This window comes from Rathayibacter sp. AY1C9 (assembly GCF_002932315.1).
Taxonomy (GTDB): domain Bacteria; phylum Actinomycetota; class Actinomycetes; order Actinomycetales; family Microbacteriaceae; genus Rathayibacter.
This window is the reverse complement of the sequence record NZ_PSVZ01000007.1, coordinates 117,388-134,127: the sequence shown is the minus strand read 5'-3', so window position 1 is coordinate 134,127 and position 16,740 is coordinate 117,388. Positions and strand designations below refer to the sequence as shown.

The window sequence follows — 16,740 nt, the reverse complement described above, 5'->3', positions numbered from 1 at the left end:
GGCCAGCAGAGCGGTCGTCGTCCAGATGAGGGCGGTGCGGAGGAGGGACCGCCCCCGCCGGTCCCTCCTCCGCACCGCCCTCATCTGGACGACGACCGCTCTGCTGGCCGTCCTGGTCGCGGCGGCGCTCCTGTTCCACGCGTCCGGCGGACGCTGGTTCATCGTGCAGACGCCCTCCATGGGTACGGCCGCCCCCGTCGGCACCCTCGTCCTCACCGAGCCGACGGCCCTCGAGGACGTCCGGGTCGGCGACGCGGTCAGCTTCCACCCCACCACCACGCCCGACGAGACCTACACCCACCGGGTCGTCGAGATCGCGGACGACGGCACGCTCCGCACCCAGGGCGACATCAACGGTGCCGTCGATCCGTGGGCCACCGGCCAGGACCAGCTCATCGGAGTCGTCACCACGGCGCTGCCGGTGCTCGGCTGGCTCGTGCGCGGCCTGCCGCTGCTGATCATCGGCGCCGTCCTCGTGCAGCTGCTCACCCGCTTCATCGCCTCGCCCACCCAGCGGGCGTCGATGCGGATCCTCGGCCTCTCGCTCGTCGCGTCCGTCACCGTCTTCGTGCTCCGCCCGCTGGTCGGCATCGTCGTCCTCGAGGCCACCGTCGACAGCGGCACGACGAACGCCACGCTCGTCTCGACGGGCGTCCTCCCCATCCGCGTGAGCGCCGAGGGCGCCGACCCCGTCGACCTGGTCTCCGGACAGGTCGGCCGCCTGCAGATCCCGGCGCACGACGGAGATGCCTACGCCCTCTCCTCCGCTCTGCACCTGCCGTTCTGGGGCTGGGTCCTCTTCGTCCTGCTCTGCGCGATCCCGGTGCTCTACACGGTCTTCGTCGGCCTCCCCGGGGAGCCGGAGCGGACCGCCGAGCGCGGCCGCCGCGCCGCCCGCGAGGAGGAGACGGCATGAGCCGGCACCGCCTCTCCGCCGCCTCACCGGCCGCGCGGCTGCGCACCCTCCTCGCCCGCCCGAGGTCTGTCGTCGCCGCCCTCGCCGCCGCCGCCCTGGCCGCCGTGCTGCTCACCGCCCCTGCCACCTCCGGCGCGTACACCGCCTCGATCCTGAACTCGACCAACACGGTCGGCAGCGCCGCCGCGTTCTTCACCTGCGACGGCGCCCTCGCCGCCGACCGCGGGGCCGCGCTCTTCGCCTACACGCTCGCGCAGCCGAGCGGATCGACGACCGCGCCCGACACGGACTCCGGCCAGTACCCGGGCACCTACCGCTCCACCAGCCTCTTCCCGACCGCGATGGCCAGCTCCGCCGCGACGCCCAAGGCCTGCCCGCGCGACGCGGGCGGCTCGTGGACGCCGAACGGCACCAACCAGTACCTGAGCACGCCGCTGGAGATCAGGAACCCCGGCACCTTCAGCACCGAGATCTGGTTCAAGACCACGAACGCCGGCGGCAAGCTCTTCAGCTTCAGCGCGGGCGCCACCGCTCCCGGCGGCCAGTACGACCGCCACACCTACATCGGTGCCGACGGCAAGCTCGTCTTCGGCGTCTACAACGGCGCCGCGCAGACCATCACGAGCACCCGCGCCGTCAACGACGGGCTCTGGCACCACGTCGTCTCCACGCTCTCGCCGACGGCGGGCATCGCGCTCTGGGTCGACGGCGTGAAGGTCGCCTCGAACAGCACGTACCGCACGGCCGAGAACACGACGGGCACCTGGAAGATCGGGTACGACAGCCTCGGCGGCCAGTGGCCGAACGTCGGCTCCTCGTACTTCGGCGGGAGCCTGCGCTACGCCGCGGTGTACTCGACGGTCCTCACGCCGGAGCAGATCCAGACGCACTACACGGCAGGACGCTGAGCGAACGGCCCGGTCGGCGGCGCCTCCGCAGCCCTAGGGTGAGCGGATGACCGCCCCCGCCCTCTCGCGCCGCGCCCGCTTCCACCAGCGGTTCCTCGTGGAGGAGCGCGTGATGCCCCCGGAGGCGCGCCGCGGCCTCGACCGGGCCGGCTTCGGCCTCATCGGCGTCGGCGTCGTCCTCTTCGCGGCCTTCACCGCGCAGGTCGCGAGCGGCACCGGCCTCACCGTCCTCGATCCGGTCGTCGCCGAGTGGTTCCGCGAGAAGCGCTCCGCCGAGGGCACGGTCGTGATGGACGCGCTCGCCACCGTCTTCGGGCCGGTCTACCTGCCGGTCATCATCCTGGCGGTGCTCGTGCTCTGGTTCGTCCTCGCCCGCCATCTCTGGCGGCCGATCCTCCTGGCCGGCGGCATGCTCGTCGGGATGCTCAGCGTGCAGCTGGCCGCTCACCTCGTGATGCGGATGCGCCCGCCGGTCGAGTACATGCTGCTCGGGCCCGACGGGACCTTCTCGTTCCCCTCCGGCCACGTCACCGGCGTGAGCGACTTCTTCCTGATCACCACGTTCCTCCTCGCCTCCCGCCGCTCCTCCCGGAGCTGGATGATCGGGGGCTTCGCGCTCTCGCTCGGGATGATCGCCGGCCAGATCGTCGCCCGGCTCTACCTCGGCTACCACTGGCTGACCGACACGCTCGCCTCGGTGTCGCTCGCCCTGATCGTGCTCGGCTCGGTGATCGTGATCGACACCCGCCGGACCGCGGTCGTGCGGGGCCACGCGGACTGACCGGCGCGCCCACCCCTGCGGCGAGGAGCCGGCCGCGGGAGCAGGCCCTGTCGTCAGCCCCGGTCGGCCGGATCCTCCTCGGTGACGATCGGCACCGGCTCCGTCACGCCGATCGTGCTGACGATCGGGACGATCCCGGTGCGGGTGAACGGCTCCTCGGCGGCCGGCGCCGGCTCGTCGGGCAGCGGTGCGGGGTCGACCGCGGCCGGCGCCGACGGGTCGGACGCCGTGAGGCTGGATCCGCTGCCCGACGCTGTGGCATCCTGTGCGGTGTCCGCCTGCCCGGCCTCGGCGCCGTCGGGGTAGAGGACGTCGGCGGCGAGGGCCTGCTCGATCCCGCGGTCCCGGCGGGTCCGGGCGCGGACCGGCGCCACCGCGCGCACGATCGGGGTGCGCAGGCGGCGGTAGGCGATCCGGCCGAGCGTGACTCCGCCGGCGAGGCCCAGCGCGATCATGCCCGCCTGGAGCAGGAGCTCGATCCCGGCGCTCGGGCCGGCGTTCGAGGTGAGGCCGAGGACGCCGCGGTAGAGGGTGAGGCCGGGCAGGAGGGGGACGATCGCGCACGCGGTCGTCACCACGGCGGGCACCCGCATCCGCTCGGCCAGCATCTCGCCGAGCAGGCCGATCGCCAGCGCCGGGAGGGCGTTGGCCATGAGCGGCGCGAAGCCCGAGGTGGTCAAGGAGTCGGAGACGAGGAACGCGCCGGCTCCGGTGAGGGCGGCGATGAGCGCGGGCCGCGGCGGGGTGTGCGACGAGAGCGCCCAGGCGCCGGCCGCGACCCCGGCACCGAGCACCTGCACAGCGGCAGGCCAGGGGCGGGCGTAGGAGTCGACCAGCACCAGCTCGACCCCGAGCGAGCGCGCGCCGTCGAGCACCACGGCGATCCCGACGACGATGCCCAGCGTCAGCAGCCCGACCTCGAGCAGTCGGCCGCCCGCGGTGATCGGGAACCCGTTGATCGCGTCGTCCGCCGCTCCCACGAACGAGAGCCCGGCGAGGAGCACGACCACCCCCGACGCGACGACGAGCGCGGGCGGCAGCACCGCCAGCTCGACGGGCAGACGCGGCACGACCGCGAGCAGCACCACCGCCACTCCGGTCGCCAGCGCGGCGCCCGCGATCTGCTGGAAGAAGGCGGGCAGGCCCCAGCGGGCGAGCAGCTGGTTGACCAGGTCGATCGCGGCGGCCGTCGCGGCGGCGAGGAGCACGACGAGGGGTCCGCCCCCGAGCAGGAGCGCGACGCCCGCGGCCATCAGCGCGAGCGTGAGGGTGACGACTCCGCGGCGGTAGCGGTGCGGTTGGACGAGGATCGCGTCGAGCCGGTCGTGCGCGGCCTCGAACTGGTGCCGGGCCTCCTCGCGGGCCTCGGCGGAATCGACGGCATCGGCGACCCGCACCTCCGGCGAGCCCTCGGTGATGGCGGTGACGAGCGCCGTCACGCGAGCGAGCCGCTCGTAGTCGGCGCTGCGGGAGGGGACGACGCGCAGCACGCTCACGCTGGGGGAGTCGTCGCCTCCGTCGTGCACGACCAGGATCGACGTGAAGGTGAGGTCGACCTGGCACTCGATGCCGTACGCGCGGCACACCCGCTGGATCGTCTCGGTCACCTCGGCGGCCGCGGACCCCAGCGAGAGCAGCGTCTCGCCCAGCCGCACGGCCAGCTCGAGCACCCCGCGGACCGTCTGCTCGGCGAGGAGCGCCCGCTGCGCTCGACGGCTCACCGGGGCCGCGGGCCGCTGCCCGCCGAGCTTGCCGACGACCTGCTGCAGAAGACGAGGAGAGCGCACCGTCCAGGGTAGGCACGCAGGGGCCGGTCCGGGGACGGGTTGCGCCGGCTTTCCCGCGGATGTCCGAGCAGCAGTCCTCAGAAGCAGGCGAGCACCCGGGTCGTCAGCCAGAGGGCGGCCTCGAGCTCGGTGTGCAGCTCCCGGCCGAGGGCGAGCCAGCGCTCCTCCGCCTCGGCGCTCCTCCAGCCCTCGAACACGTCGCATCCGGACGCCCAGAGCTCCTGCCAGCGGAGCAGCGGTCCGTGCAGGGCCTCCGGGACGCCGATCGCACCCGGATCGTCGATCGGGCCGTCGACCGCCCAGAGCGGATACTCCGCGCAGTGGTCCGGGTACAGGCGGAGGTCGGCGAGCCGCCCCTCCCGATCGGCCCGCGCGCGGGCGAGGGTGTCCTCCTCGGTCGCGAACGGCGGGACGATCCACTCGATCTGCGTGACGGGATCGACGACTCGGCGTTCCACGGCTCCTCCTCCGCTCCTCGATGCGCGCACGACGGTAGCAGGGCCGTTCCGCGCCGCATCGGAGGGGGCCTGCCTACACTGGCGAGCGACTGCGTCCGCGAACGGGCGGGCGGGGCGAGGGGTGGGAGCGCATGAGGGTTCACGAGCGCGCGGTGCGGCACGGGCGGCTCCGGCGGCGGTCCGGGGTGCGGACAGTGGTGGTCGGGATCGCGGCGGTGGTCGGCGTCCTCGCTGTCAGCGCCACCTCGCTCGTGGCGATCGCGACGGTGAGCATCAGCCGGAACGTCGCCGACAACGCGGTCGACCTCGGCGTCGCTCCTCCCACCGCCGGGAACGTGCAGATGGGCGCGGTCGAGGGCGGTTTCGACGTCCTGGTGGTCGGCACCGACAACGACGCCACGCAGGGCGACACGTTCGGCGTCCGCGACGACACGCTCAACGACGTCAACATCCTGCTCCACGTCTCGGCCGACCATCGCAGCGCGACGGTGATCAGCTTCCCGCGCGACCTGATCCTGGACCGTCCCGCCTGCACGGACCCCGAGACGGGCGTCGTCACCGAGGCGGCCGCCGGCGTCCCGCTCAACTCCGCGTTCCAGTACGGCGGGCTCGCCTGCGTCAACGACACCCTGCAGCAGTTCACCGGCCTGACGGTGCCCTACGCCGGCTGGGTGTCCTTCAACGGCGTCATCGAGATGAGCAACGCCGTCGGCGGCGTCCCGATCTGCCTCACGGGTCCGATCCTCGACACCGACTCGGGCCTCGACCTGCCCGCCGGCACCTCCACCGTCTCCGGGTCGATGGCCCTCTCGTTCCTCCGCAGCCGCCACGGCGTCGGCGACCAGAGCGACCTCAGCCGCATCTCGTCGCAGCAGCAGTACCTGGCCTCCCTGATGCGCACCGTCCGCTCGGCCGACACCCTCTCGAACATCCCCGCCCTCTACGGACTCGCGCAGGCGACCTCGTCGAACGTGCACCTGTCGACCTCGCTCACGAGCCCGGCGACGATGATCTCGCTCGCCCTCGCGCTGAAGGACGTCGACCTCTCGAAGATGGTGTTCGTGCAGTACCCGGCGCTCGACGACCCGGACTATCCGGGCAAGGTCGTGCCGAACGCCGAGGTCGGCGCCGAGCTCATGAACCGCGTCCTCAACGACCAGCCGGTGACCCTCGCATCCGACGCTCCGGCGGAGGAGGCGCCCGCGGAGGAGGCGCCCGCGGACGGCGGCGCGGCTCCGACGGATCCCGCTCCCGTCGCCGTCGACGCTCCGGGTCAGACCGCGGCGGAGGAGACCTGCGCGGTGCCGTCCGACTGACCCGACAGGTCTCGCGACCGCGAAGGCGCCCGGGCGGTGTGCCCGGGCGCCTTCGTCGTGCGCGGTGCGCGGCCGTCTACGCGCGGCGGCGGCGGAGCACCGTCAGGGCGAGACCGCCGAGGATGCCGAAGGCGGCCAGGGCGAGCGGCGCGGTCGTCGAGACGCCGGTCGAGGCGAGGACGGGGCGGTGGCCGCCCGTCTGCGCCGCGGGTCCGGAGCCGGCCGGGTGCACTGCGGGCCCGGCGCCGGCAGGGTGCGCCGTGACGGCGGCGACCGCGGCGGAGCAGTCGGCCTCTCCGGCGATCGGGTCCTCCTCCGTCAGCGTGTAGTCGTAGGAGGTGCTCGCCACGAGACCGCTCGACGTGCCGCGGGCGATGACGCAGTAGATCTCGCTCGCCGGGTCCTGCAGAGGGTACTCGCCGAGGGAGATCAGGCTCCAGCCGAGCCCGTCGACGCCGACCTCGAGGCTCGAGCCGCCGCCCGTGAGCGTCTGGCGCGCACCCGAGGTCGAGAAGACGCCGATCGAGACGGTCTCGTCCGCGCCGAAGCCGAGGAGAGCGCCACCGCTGGTGGGCTGTCCGTCCGCCGGGGCGGGCTCGGGCGAAGCCCCCTGGGGCCAGATCCGGATCGCGGTGCGCGAGGGGACCTGCTCCAGCGACGACGTCACGGAGCGTCCGCTGGTCTCTCCCGTGGCGGTGACGGAGAAGGTGCCCAGCTGGTCCGCCATGGTGTCGGCGTCGAGCAGGACGAAGGCCTCGCCCGAGAGCGGGGTCGGCGCGGGGGGCACGAGGGCGGAGGTGCTGCCGTCGGGCGCGGTGAGCGTGACGGACACGTCCTCGCCGCGGTCGAATCCGCGGAACGAGGCGACGACGCCGTAGATCCGGAACTCTCCGACCTGGATGTCCGCACCGGCCGGGAGCACCCCGCCGTCCTCCCGGTTCTGGAAGACGACGCTCGTGTCGGGCTGCGTCACGGTCAGCTCGACGGCATCGGAGGCGACACGGGCGCCCGAGGCGTCGAGTCCCTCCGCGACGACGGAGATCGTCTCGCCGGGGAGCGGGAGGTGGGGGTCCACCGCGACGCCGTCCGCGTCGGTGGGGAGCCAGTCCTGGAGGCGGAGCTCGCCGGAGGCGGTGATCACGCTGGTGGTGACGGCCTCCTCCGAGGCGCCGTCGCGGAGCACGACGACGGCGACGGTGCCGGGCTGGAAACCGGTCCCGGACACGTCCAGGCCGCCGGCCCAGCCCTCCGCCGAGGGGATCGCGGAGAACGCCGAGCCCGCTTCGTAGGTGGTGCGGTCGAGGGCGATCGCCAGGGGCGACTGCGCGCTCTCGACGGGCGCGGTGGTCGGAGCCGGAGTGGGCGCCGGAGTCGAGGCCGGCTGCGGCGTCGCCGTGGGCTCCGGAGTCGCGGTCGGCTCCGCGGTGGGAGCCGGCTCGGCCGGTGCGGGGCTCGAGGCGGCGTCAGGGACGACCTCGGTGGCCAGGGCGACGGACGGGAACGCGAGCGCCCCCAGCAGTGCCGCAGTGGTGATGATGGTGACGCCGTGGCGTCGTCGCGCAGAACGCACGATTCCTGCTTTCTCCGAGCCGCTGATCGCGGTCGGCTTCCCCATGAGCGGGGGACGATCGCCCCCTGTGGCCGAGTGTGTCCTATGCGGAACCTCAGCCTGTGCCGGATCCTGCAACGATCCGATCACGCCGCGCGGCGCGAGGTGACGGTTCGGTCACGGCCGGGCGCGGCGATTCTGACGGGCCGGTGGTCGTCGCTCTCCGGAGGCTCCTCAGGCCGGCGGCACGACCAGCAGGACCACGCCGATCGCGGCGCTCACCGCGGCGACCACGCACCAGCGCTCCGCCCGGGTTCCCGCGGGTCCGCGCGTCCGCGCCACGGCGCCGAGACCGATCGCGAGCACGGCGATGCCGACCTGCAGCGCCACGGTGGTGCGGATCAGCGTCCAGGCCTCGAAGGCGCTCGCTCCGGTCGATCCCGTGGCGAGCAGCGGCACTCCGCCGACGCCCGCCGGCACCAGCAGCAGGCCGGATCCGATCGCGAGCGCCGCGACGAGGTGGGCGAGCACGTCGTCCAGCGCGGTCCGTGGGGGCGCGCCGACCGGCCCGAGCGCGGCGGCGCCGGGCCTCATCGCGACAGTGCGGAGATGCATGGGGCGAGCGTAGGACCGGACCGCACCGGAGCGGACCCCCTGCGGAGGCCCCTGTCCGGTGGGCATTCCGGAGGAGGATCGGCGCTGGGCGCGCAGTCGACCGGCCCGGTCCTCCGGTCGCCCGTCGACGCCGTCCGAGCGGTTCGCGACGCGGTTCCCGATGCTTGCGCCACGGGCTTCAGCCGGGCGGCGCGGGATGGGTACGGTCGTCGCGAGCCGGGCTCGCGGACGCGGAGGGCCCCGGACGAGGAAGCGAGGACACGGTGAGCAACGGCGTTCAGCAGCTCGTCGACGCGATGCTCGACAAGGTCGAGGCGGAGCAGCCCCACATCGACCACACGATCACGATGACGCCGGTCAACGCGCTCTTCCTCCCCGTCCATGCGAGGGAGCTGCCGGCCCGTGACGTGGACGGGCCGCTGCGCGGGCACATTTACCGGGACTGCCTCGTGTGGGAGCAGGAGTTCCTCGATCACGTCGTCATCGTGTCGCCGGTGGTCGGGCGGGTCCCCGAGGAGGCCTGGGTGCCGAGCTACTACGGGAACCTCCGCACCGGCGACATCGGACCGTTCCCACCGTTCGTCGACGACGACGAGTGAGCGGAGGCGCTCGCGGCGTCTCCATCGGCCCGGCCCGCGGTCCCGGTCGGCCTCATCTCTCCCTGCACTCGGCACCGCCGTCTCCGGCAGGATCAGGGGATGCGCCTGCAGACCCTCACCACCGGATCCGGACCGCGACACGTCGGGCTGGTGCACGGGCTCGGTGCGTCGGCGGCGACCTGGGGGCCGTTCGTCGAGCGGCTCGTCGCGACCGGCCGCTACACGGTCACGGCCGTCGATCTGCGCGGGCACGGCGCGAGCGCCCGGGCGGAGTCCTACCGGATCGACGACATGGCCGCCGATCTGGTCGAGTCGCTGCCGGCGGGACTCGACAGCGTGGTCGGCCACTCGCTCGGCGGCGCGGTGCTGCAGCGTGCCGTCGCCGGACTCGCGCCCGGCCGGGCCGTCTACCTCGATCCCGGGTTCGCCCTGTCGCTCCCCACGAGCGGCCTGCGCGGACGGCTGTTCTGGGCGGCACCGCTGCTGTCGCTCGGCGTCGCCCAGCTCGGGCAGGCGCGGGCGAGCGCCGCGGTCCGCGCCGCCTACAGCCCGGAGACCCGCGCGCTCCTCGACGACGCGAAGAAGCGGTTCGACGCGCGGATGGCCGTCGGCGTGTTCCGGGACGTCGCCTTCCACCCGGTCCCGGTCGAGGCGCCGGCGGTCCCGTCGACGGTCGTGCTGTCCGACCAGTCGCCGGCGGTGCTGCCGGACGCCCTGGCCGCGCGGCTCGAGCAGCGGGGCTGGCAGGTGCGCCGGCTCCCGGGCGTGCACCACGACATGCAGTTCGAGGACCCGGACAGGACGTTCGCCGCGATCGCGGACGTGCTCTAGCCGCCCCCTCCGCGGGTCGGGCGCCGGTGAACGGGGATTCCGGGTGCATCCGTACCTCGCGGATCGAGACGGCGGGCGATCCCGGAGGCCCGCCCGCCGTCCTCCTGCGCCCGCCGTCAGCGGACGGTCGTCGCGGCGTTGTCGGCGTTGCTGCGCATCGACGGGTCCGGTGTCCTGACCGAGAACGCGGCGGCGAAGGCGGTCGCGGTGCCGGTGCGCGTGGCCGTGACGGTGATCCTCTCGGTGACGGTCTGCCCGTTCGCGAGACTCGAGCGCGGGAAGATCACGATGCTCCCGATGCGGCTGTACGAGCCCGTGGCGGAGACGAACTGCACGGTCGGGGGGAGGACCACCTTCGAGAAGACGGACGCCGACGTGGAGGGTCCGGCGTTCTTCGTGATGAGCGTGTACGTGAACGTCCTCCCCTTCACCGCGGTGGTCGGAGCGGAGACGTCGACGCGCAGGTCGGCCCTCGTGGTCGCCTTCTGCGGAGAGACGGTCAGCGTGCTCGCCGCCTCGACGGTGCCCGCCGGGTTCACCGCGCGGAGGGTGAAGCCGTACGTCCCCGCGGTGGTCGGGGTGCCGGTGAGGCGGCCTGAGCCGTCGAGGGCGAGCCCGGGAGGCAGAGTGCCCGACACGACGGTGACGACCGGCGCCGGGGATCCGGTCGCCGTGTACGTGAAGTCGTAGGCGGAGCCGACCACGCCGGCCGCGGCCGTCCCCGAGAGGGTCGGAGCGGTCGCCGCCGGTCCGACGGTGAGGGTGTGGGGCGCGCCGGTGGTGGTGCCGAAGGTGGTGCGGGCGGACACGGTGAAGGAGGACGCTCCCTCGACGGTCGGGGTGCCGGAGAGGACGCCCGCGGAGGTGAGGGTCAGGCCGGCCGGGAGGGACCCGGAGGCGAGCTCGAACGTCGACGCGCCGCCGGTGGCGAAGGTGTAGGAGAAGGGCGCTCCGAGAGGCGCCGTCGCCGGAGGGGCGTCGGCCGTGAAGACGGGCCGAGCGCCGAGGGCGAGGCTGTGGAAGCTGCCGCCGGACACGGCGGTGGCGCCGGTGAGTCCCGCCGGCACGGAGGCCTCTCCGAAGCCGTCGTAGCCCCAGGCGGTGACGGTGCCGTCGCGGCGCACAGCGAGGCTGTGGTACCCGCCGGCGGCGACGGCGGTGACGTCCGCGAGGCCGTCGGGGACATCGGACTGGCCGTCGCTGTCGCTGCCCCAGGCGACGACGGTCCCGTCCGAGCGCAGCGCGAGGCTGTGAGAGGCTCCGGCGGAGACGGCGGTGACGCCGGTGAGTCCCGGGGGCACGTCGGTCTGCCCGAAGGCGTCGTATCCCCAGGCGGTGACGGTGCCGTCGCGGTGCAGCGCGAGGTCGTGGAATCGGCCGGCGGCGATGGCGACGACTCCGCTGAGCCCGTCCGGCACGGTCGCCTGGCCGTAGAAGTCGTATCCCCAGGCGGTGACGGTCCCGTCGCCGTGCAGGGCGAGGTTGTGGTAGCCGCCGGCAGCGATGGCGGTGACGTCGGCGAGCCCGTCCGGCACTGTGGCCTGCCCGTCGCCGTCGTCGCCCCAGGCGGTGACGGTCCCGTCTCTCCGCAGGGCGAGGCTGTGGTTCACGCCGGCGTCGACGGCGACGACGTCGTCCAGACCGGTCGGCACGGTGGCCTGCCCGCTGCTGTCCTCGCCCCAGGCGGCGACGGTGCCGTCGCTGCGCAGGGCGAGGCTGTGGGAGCCGCCCGCGGCGATCGCCGTCGCGTCGGTGAGCCCAGCCGGCGCAGTGACCTGCCCGCTGGAGTCGTCACCCCAGCCGACGACACCGGTCGCAGCGGGAGCCGCGGCGACCGCGGACAGGGGAGCCGTGGTCCCGAGGAGGAGCGCGACGGTCGCCGTCAGCGCGAGCAGGCCGAGCGCCGGCCGAGGCCTCGTCCTCCGCTCAGGGGTCGAGCGGGCCGTACCGGCGTCCGGGTCGGTCGGGCGGGAGGCGGAGGGAGAGCGCATGCTGGAGCCTTCGATCGGGTCGACCGTGGGCGGCCGTCTCCGAACAGTGGCACCCGGTCCCACCGCCGACAACAGCCTCTAGCGGACATGTCCGCAACAGGGCAGGGGCCGGTGCGCGGAGGATGCGTCGGCCTCGGAACGGGCCCGCGGAGCATCCCCCACCGGTGCCGGGGCCGGTCCCGACGGATCGCGCGCAGGCGTCTCGCGCGGACCGATCGCGGCGAGACGTTCTCCTCCCGGCCACCCGTGCCGGACGCCCCGGCCCCTACCGTGGCCGCATGACAGCAGCGGAGTCAGGACGTCCCGGAGCCCGTGAGCGGGGCTCGAGCGGGATTATCGCGGCCGGCGCTCTGATGCTCGCCTCGGCCGGGCTGCAGCAGCTCGCCGCCGTTCAGCGCTGGGCCGTCGCCGGGCCGATCCTGGGCGAGCAGGCGATCGAGGACCACCGGTACGACTACTCGTGGCCCTCCGATCCGTGGGAGAACGTCGGATCGGCAGCGCAGCTGCTCGGGATCGGGCACCTCCTCGTCGCTCTCGCCGTCCTCGCCGCGGTCGGTCCGGGACGGCGGCGCCCGGTCGCGGTGCTGCGGACCGTGGTCGCCGCGGCGTTCGGCTGCCTCGGCCTGCACGCGGTCCTGTCCGGGATCCTCGGAGCACCGACGATCCTGCAGGCGATGCTCCCGGCGGTCCTGCTGGGTCTGGCCGCACCCGCCGGCCTGCTCGTCCTCGCGGTCCTCGTGGCGAGGACGTCGCCCCTCCGCGCCGCGTCCTTCGTCCTCCTGATCGGATCGACGCTGCCCGGCTACCTCGTCGCGACGTTCGCGATCGCTCCCGCGCTCGTCGGCTCCCAGTCGTACGACACCACGCCCTGGACGGAGTCGGTCGTCGCCGCCTCGGTGGCGCTCGCCGGGGCGGCGCTCCTGCTCGAAGCGCTGATCCGCTCGATCGTGCATCGCGCGGGGGCCGTGCCGCGTCGCGAGTCGCCGGGAGCCGACGCGTCCTGATCGAACGGCGGGCTCACCCGGCCCGCTCGGTCGTGCCGACACCCCCCCCCGACGCGAGGAAGGGCCGCCCCGAGGGACGGCCCTTCCTGCGACTCCGTCGGCCCGCGCTCCTCCAGAGGAGCCGGGCCGACGAGTGCTCAGTGCTGGCGGATCCTGTCGATCAGCTTCCCGCCGATGTCCTTGACCTTGTCGGTGATGGGGGTGCTCGACTTCGGGCGCTCGGTGACGGTGAACGGCAGGGTGATCGCCTTGCCGGTCTGGTCGCCGGTCACCGTGACGCTGTAGTCGCCGGGCGTGGCGGGCGCCTTCGCCGTGACGGTGAGGCCGCCGCCGGCGAGGTCGCGGGTCGCGGTGCGGTCCGTGAAGAGGGGCGCGGAGCCGATCAGCTGCGTGTCCCCGTTGAAGCCCTTCGCGGTGAGGGTGACGTCGGCTCCGGGGGCGAACGACGAGCCGGAGAGCTCGGCGGTGGCTCCGAAGCTCATCGAGCGGATGTCGCGGTCCACTCCGAGCGCGTTCGTGATGGTGAAGAACGTGTCGGTCTGGTCGGTGAGCCCGGCGACGTTCGCCGCGCCCGGCCCGTAGGCGGCGATGCGCAGCTGCGTTCCGGTGTGCTGCTGCGATCCGCCCTCGGCGGCGGTGCCGTACGACACCTTCATGGTGCTGCCGTCGGCGGTCTTCAGCGCGGTGCTGAGCGAGGTCGGCGGGGTCGAGTCGACGATCTGGCTGGAGTGGGCGTGGTCGGCGGTGACGATGACGAGGGTGTTCCCGTCCGCCTCGGCGAACGCGAGCGCGGCCTGGACGGCCTCGTCGAGGTCGACGGTCTCGCCGATCTGGCCGCACGCGTTCGCGGCGTGGTCCTGCTTGTCGATGCTCGCGCCCTCGACCTGGAGGAAGAAGCCCTTGTCGCCGGTGTCGAGGAGGTCGATCGCCTTCTCGGTCATGGAGCGGAGCGTCGGCTGCTCGGCCGGACGGTCGGGGTTCGCGACGCAGGTCTGCGGGGCGGCGTCCGCTCCGCCGACCGTCGCCGGGGTGGGCGCGTAGCGGACGGGCAGGTTGCCGGAGTTGAACAGTCCGAGCACGGGCGCGTCCTGGTCGGCGACGGTCAGCGCGTCGAGCTGCGCGGCGGTGGCGGCAGTCGTGGCGTCCCCGAGCACCTGGAAGCCGCGCTCCGCGGCCTGCTGGAACAGCGGCTCGCCGCTCCAGTCGCCGGCGCGGGCGACCTGCGCGAAGCTGGCCGAGCCTCCGCCGAGGGTCAGGTCGGCGCGGGTGTCGAGGATCTGCTCGCTGATCGAGCCGAGTCCGCCGTTCTCCAGCGCGTCGTCGCCGCAGCTCGCGCTGTCGGGTCCGTAGCAGCTGCGGGCGTCGACGTGGGCGGCCTGCACGGCCGGGGTGGCGTCCTGGATCTCGGCGGTGGTGACGTTGCCGGTCTTCAGGCCGTTCGCCTTCGCGATCTCGAGGAGGGTGTCCTTGCGCTGCTGGTCGATGTCGACCGAGATGGCGTTGTCGTAGGTCTTGGTGCCGGTGGCCCAGGCGCTGCCGGTGGCGGCGGAGTCGGGCACGTAGTCCGGGGCGCCCTTGACGGCGCCCGTCGCCGGGTCGTCCGCGCGGTAGAGCGAGTAGGTCGTGTACTGGCCGGTGATCGGCAGGGCGTCGATCCCGGGGAAGCGGCCGGCCGCTCCGTACTGGTAGTTGCGAGCGACGGTGATCTCCGAATCGCCCATGCCGTCCCCGATGAGGAGGATGACGTTCTTCGCGTCCTGCTCCTTCACCGCTGCGCGCAGCGAGTCGGAGAGGTCGGCGTCGACCGGGGAGATGCGGGCGGCTCCGCCGGTGGCGGAGAGGTCGGCGGCACCGACAGCAGTGGCGGCGCCGGGTGCGGCCAGGGCGGCGGCGCAGACCAGAGCAGCGGCCGAGAGGGCCAGAGCGGAGCGTCCGCGGTTCGCGGAGCGGAACAGTCGTGTCACGTCGTGGACTCCTTGAGAGGTGAGACCCCGGAAAGGGGCACGCTCATCTCACTCCTCATCGCCGCGTCGGTGGGTGAACGGTGATGCATAGCTGAGTGAACTTTCCGACGAGGGCTCTCGGCCAAGGCGGCCCGCCGGAGCGTCCTGCCGACCGGCGTCCTGCCGACCGGCGCTCACCGGGAGCGTCGGTCGGCAGGGGCGCGGTCGCCGGGAGCCTTTCGGGTCAGCGCTGGACGAGCGGGACGGCGATGTCCGTGACGTTCGCGCCGATGGCGCCGAGCGGAGTCGCCGTGCCGTTCAGCAGTCCGATCTCGTAGAGCGACCCGTTGACGGCGGCGAGGCCGACCGAGCCGATGGAGCTGCCGTTGCGGAGGACGGAGTAGATGTCGAAGCCGGTCGCACCCGCTGCGTCGAGGCCGAGCTTCCCGGTCGGCGCCAGGGTGCCGGCGTTGGCCGGGGACTGGATCGCGATCTGGTCGAGGGCCGTGTCGAGGACGAACAGGGTGGTCGCGCTGTTCGCGTCGAGGTCGTTGTTCGTGTACGCGGCCCCGGCGACACCGGTGGCCACGGCGGGCGCGGCGTAGCTGAGCGTGCCGTCGGCGACCGTCGCGGCGCCCGCGGTGGCGAACGGCTGACGGAGGTTCTGGCCCGTGTCGCTGACCACGCGGAGCGCGTTGGCGGCGGGGTTGAAGTCGACGCCGAAGGAGGTGCCGCTCAGCGCCACGGTGAGACGGGTCACCTGGGTGGCCGCGCCGGTGGACGGGTTGATGGAGTAGACGCCGGCGCTCGCCGCGTTGTCGCCGACGCCGTAGAGGGCGCCGTCCTGGACGCGGTAGTCGATGCCGATGAGCGCGGTGTCGCCGCCGGTCAGGCCGCTGACGGCGACGCGGTTCGTGACCTTGCCGGGCTTGGTCGGGTTGAACTGCACGAGCTTCGTGCCGCCGTCGGAGAGTCCGACGACCCGCAGCTTCGCCGCCACGGAGCGGACCGCGTTGATCAGGTTCCTGTCCGACGCGCTGCTGGAGTCGCTGGTCGCCGCGGCCGGAGCGACGCTGCTCGCACCGGCGAGCACGGGTGCCACCGCCATCACGCCCGCGACGGCGACAGCTGCGATACCGACTCTGATTTTCCTGGTCATCGTGCACTCCTCGAGACTTGCGGTCGCCGGAGATCGGCGGCTCGGAGGGGGATACCGTCCGGAGCGCGCGAGCGTTCATCCGATCCGGAGATCCGTGCCCCGTCACTCCGGCGAGCCGTCGGCGAACCGTCGGAGCGCGGCGGCGTAGCGGTCCGGGTCCCGGTGGTCGCTGTCGGTCAGGATCAGCACCGAGCCGGAGACGGCGCGGGTGTACTCGCTGCGGCAGGGGAGGGTGACCACCGTCCTCAGTCCGGCCTCCCAGGCGGGGACGAGGGAGCCGAGGCAGCGCCGCTCGGGGGCGGCGTCCAGCGGGACGTCCCGCGCGTCCATCTGGGTGGATCGCAGCTCGTCGTGCCAGGCGCTGAAAGGCGCTCCGAGGGAGTCGTCGCCGAAGCGCTCCCGCCAGCCGGGGCCGCGCGCGAGGTCGAGGAGGCGTGCGCGCTCGGGGGATCCGTCGGCGGTGCTGGAGAGCTGCCGGAGGAGCGGGCCGGTCTCGACCGCCAGATGCTCGACGCAGTCCTGCCACAGCTGAGGCCAGGCGCGCTGCTCGTCGGCGCCGGGCTCCGCCAACCCGACCCGCTCCGGGGACCGCTCGAGCGGCGGAGGCCCGTCGACCGCCGGAGTGAAGCCCCACGCTTCGCGGATCCAGAGGAGCTCGAGCAGCGCCGAGGGGTTGTCCTCGACCGTGATGACCATCTGCGACGGCCAGGGGTCGCCGGGAAGAGGACGGGATGCGCGCATGGGAGGGGCTCCTTCCGAGGGGATGAGGTCGGATCGTGCCGGAGAAGGCTCCAGGGAGGCTGGGCTCGCGTCGGCCGACGCGCCACTCCTCCCGGCGACCGGCGGCATCGCCGATGATCGTCCCCGCCGGCGATCGAGGACG

The 16,740-nt window shown here is 73.7% G+C and carries 15 protein-coding genes; 7 read left to right on the top strand and 8 right to left on the bottom strand.

Annotated features, from left to right (window positions below; all coding sequences use genetic code 11):
- The 3 genes from C5D09_RS17475 to C5D09_RS07560 all read left to right on the top strand — a co-directional run.
- The coding region (locus C5D09_RS17475) for a S26 family signal peptidase (RefSeq protein ID WP_219813059.1) at positions 1-916 on the top strand (916 nt) is incomplete at its 5' end.
- Positions 913-1,824, top strand: coding sequence for a LamG domain-containing protein (locus C5D09_RS07565; RefSeq protein ID WP_104268994.1), 912 nt, complete (start codon positions 913-915; stop codon positions 1,822-1,824). The genes C5D09_RS17475 and C5D09_RS07565, both read left to right, overlap by 4 nt.
- A 46-nt stretch (positions 1,825-1,870) precedes the next feature.
- Positions 1,871-2,605 carry a phosphatase PAP2 family protein gene (locus C5D09_RS07560; RefSeq protein WP_104268993.1) on the top strand — a complete coding sequence of 245 codons (735 nt, stop codon included), beginning with the start codon at positions 1,871-1,873 and terminating at the stop codon, positions 2,603-2,605.
- Positions 2,606-2,658: 53 nt separating this feature from the next.
- Here C5D09_RS07560 and C5D09_RS07555 read toward each other — a convergent pair whose 3' ends face one another.
- Both C5D09_RS07555 and C5D09_RS17470 read right to left on the bottom strand, forming a co-directional pair.
- On the bottom strand, positions 2,659-4,392 hold the full coding sequence (locus C5D09_RS07555; protein WP_181133957.1) for a threonine/serine exporter ThrE family protein: 1,734 nt from the start codon (positions 4,390-4,392) through the stop codon (positions 2,659-2,661).
- A gap of 77 nt (positions 4,393-4,469) precedes the next feature.
- Positions 4,470-4,850 (bottom strand): hypothetical protein, encoded by a 381-nt coding sequence (locus C5D09_RS17470; protein WP_104324363.1) that lies wholly within the window; start codon positions 4,848-4,850, stop codon positions 4,470-4,472.
- A 131-nt stretch (positions 4,851-4,981) separates the two neighbouring features.
- On the opposite strand from C5D09_RS17470, the gene C5D09_RS07545 reads away from it, so the two are divergent.
- Entirely contained in the window at positions 4,982-6,166 is a 1,185-nt protein-coding gene (locus C5D09_RS07545) for an LCP family protein (RefSeq protein ID WP_146081501.1), read from the top strand.
- A gap of 76 nt (positions 6,167-6,242) precedes the next feature.
- Here C5D09_RS07545 and C5D09_RS07540 read toward each other — a convergent pair whose 3' ends face one another.
- Together C5D09_RS07540 and C5D09_RS07535 are read right to left on the bottom strand one after the other, a co-directional pair.
- The gene (locus C5D09_RS07540) at positions 6,243-7,736 is read right to left on the bottom strand and encodes an LPXTG cell wall anchor domain-containing protein (RefSeq protein WP_146078972.1); all 1,494 of its coding nucleotides are present in this window, start codon (positions 7,734-7,736) and stop codon (positions 6,243-6,245) included.
- Between the two features lie 213 nt (positions 7,737-7,949).
- Positions 7,950-8,330, bottom strand: coding sequence for a hypothetical protein (locus C5D09_RS07535; protein ID WP_104268990.1), 381 nt, complete (start codon positions 8,328-8,330; stop codon positions 7,950-7,952).
- A gap of 263 nt (positions 8,331-8,593) precedes the next feature.
- On the opposite strand from C5D09_RS07535, the gene C5D09_RS07530 reads away from it, so the two are divergent.
- Together C5D09_RS07530 and C5D09_RS07525 are read left to right on the top strand one after the other, a co-directional pair.
- Complete coding sequence (locus C5D09_RS07530; protein ID WP_104255926.1) at positions 8,594-8,929, top strand: hypothetical protein; 336 nt, start codon at positions 8,594-8,596, stop codon at positions 8,927-8,929.
- A 99-nt stretch (positions 8,930-9,028) separates the two neighbouring features.
- On the top strand, positions 9,029-9,760 hold the full coding sequence (locus C5D09_RS07525; RefSeq protein ID WP_104268989.1) for an alpha/beta fold hydrolase: 732 nt from the start codon (positions 9,029-9,031) through the stop codon (positions 9,758-9,760).
- Positions 9,761-9,876: 116 nt separating this feature from the next.
- Here the strand turns inward: C5D09_RS07525 and C5D09_RS07520 are convergent, their stop codons facing one another.
- Positions 9,877-11,751, bottom strand: a complete 1,875-nt coding sequence (locus tag C5D09_RS07520; RefSeq protein WP_104268988.1) for a DUF11 domain-containing protein — start codon at positions 11,749-11,751, stop codon at positions 9,877-9,879.
- A 278-nt stretch (positions 11,752-12,029) separates the two neighbouring features.
- On the opposite strand from C5D09_RS07520, the gene C5D09_RS07515 reads away from it, so the two are divergent.
- Positions 12,030-12,755, top strand: coding sequence for a hypothetical protein (locus C5D09_RS07515; RefSeq protein ID WP_146085618.1), 726 nt, complete (start codon positions 12,030-12,032; stop codon positions 12,753-12,755).
- A gap of 137 nt (positions 12,756-12,892) precedes the next feature.
- Here the strand turns inward: C5D09_RS07515 and phoA are convergent, their stop codons facing one another.
- The 3 genes from phoA to C5D09_RS07500 form a co-directional block, all read right to left on the bottom strand.
- A complete protein-coding gene (gene phoA / locus C5D09_RS07510; protein WP_308470898.1) occupies positions 12,893-14,719 on the bottom strand; it encodes an alkaline phosphatase in 1,827 nt (608 codons plus the stop codon).
- A 223-nt stretch (positions 14,720-14,942) separates the two neighbouring features.
- Positions 14,943-15,857: a DUF4394 domain-containing protein gene (locus tag C5D09_RS07505; protein WP_219813058.1), complete on the bottom strand. Its 915-nt coding sequence runs from the start codon at positions 15,855-15,857 to the stop codon at positions 14,943-14,945.
- Between the two features lie 102 nt (positions 15,858-15,959).
- Positions 15,960-16,598, bottom strand: coding sequence for a hypothetical protein (locus C5D09_RS07500; protein ID WP_104268986.1), 639 nt, complete (start codon positions 16,596-16,598; stop codon positions 15,960-15,962).
- Positions 16,599-16,740 lie beyond the last annotated feature (142 nt).

Excerpts from the sequence above, each read along its gene's own strand:
- C5D09_RS07535 (WP_104268990.1), bottom strand. The coding sequence starts at position 8,330 with ATGCATCTCCGCACTGTCGCGATGAGGCCCGGCGCCGCCGCGCTCGGG.
- C5D09_RS07500 (WP_104268986.1), bottom strand. The coding sequence starts at position 16,598 with ATGCGCGCATCCCGTCCTCTTCCCGGCGACCCCTGGCCGTCGCAGATG.
- C5D09_RS07560 (WP_104268993.1), top strand. The coding sequence starts at position 1,871 with ATGACCGCCCCCGCCCTCTCGCGCCGCGCCCGCTTCCACCAGCGGTTC.
- C5D09_RS07520 (WP_104268988.1), bottom strand. The coding sequence starts at position 11,751 with ATGCGCTCTCCCTCCGCCTCCCGCCCGACCGACCCGGACGCCGGTACG.
- C5D09_RS07515 (WP_146085618.1), top strand. The coding sequence starts at position 12,030 with ATGACAGCAGCGGAGTCAGGACGTCCCGGAGCCCGTGAGCGGGGCTCG.
- C5D09_RS07545 (WP_146081501.1), top strand. The coding sequence starts at position 4,982 with ATGAGGGTTCACGAGCGCGCGGTGCGGCACGGGCGGCTCCGGCGGCGG.
- C5D09_RS07525 (WP_104268989.1), top strand. The coding sequence starts at position 9,029 with ATGCGCCTGCAGACCCTCACCACCGGATCCGGACCGCGACACGTCGGG.
- C5D09_RS07505 (WP_219813058.1), bottom strand. The coding sequence starts at position 15,857 with ATGACCAGGAAAATCAGAGTCGGTATCGCAGCTGTCGCCGTCGCGGGC.
- C5D09_RS07565 (WP_104268994.1), top strand. The coding sequence starts at position 913 with ATGAGCCGGCACCGCCTCTCCGCCGCCTCACCGGCCGCGCGGCTGCGC.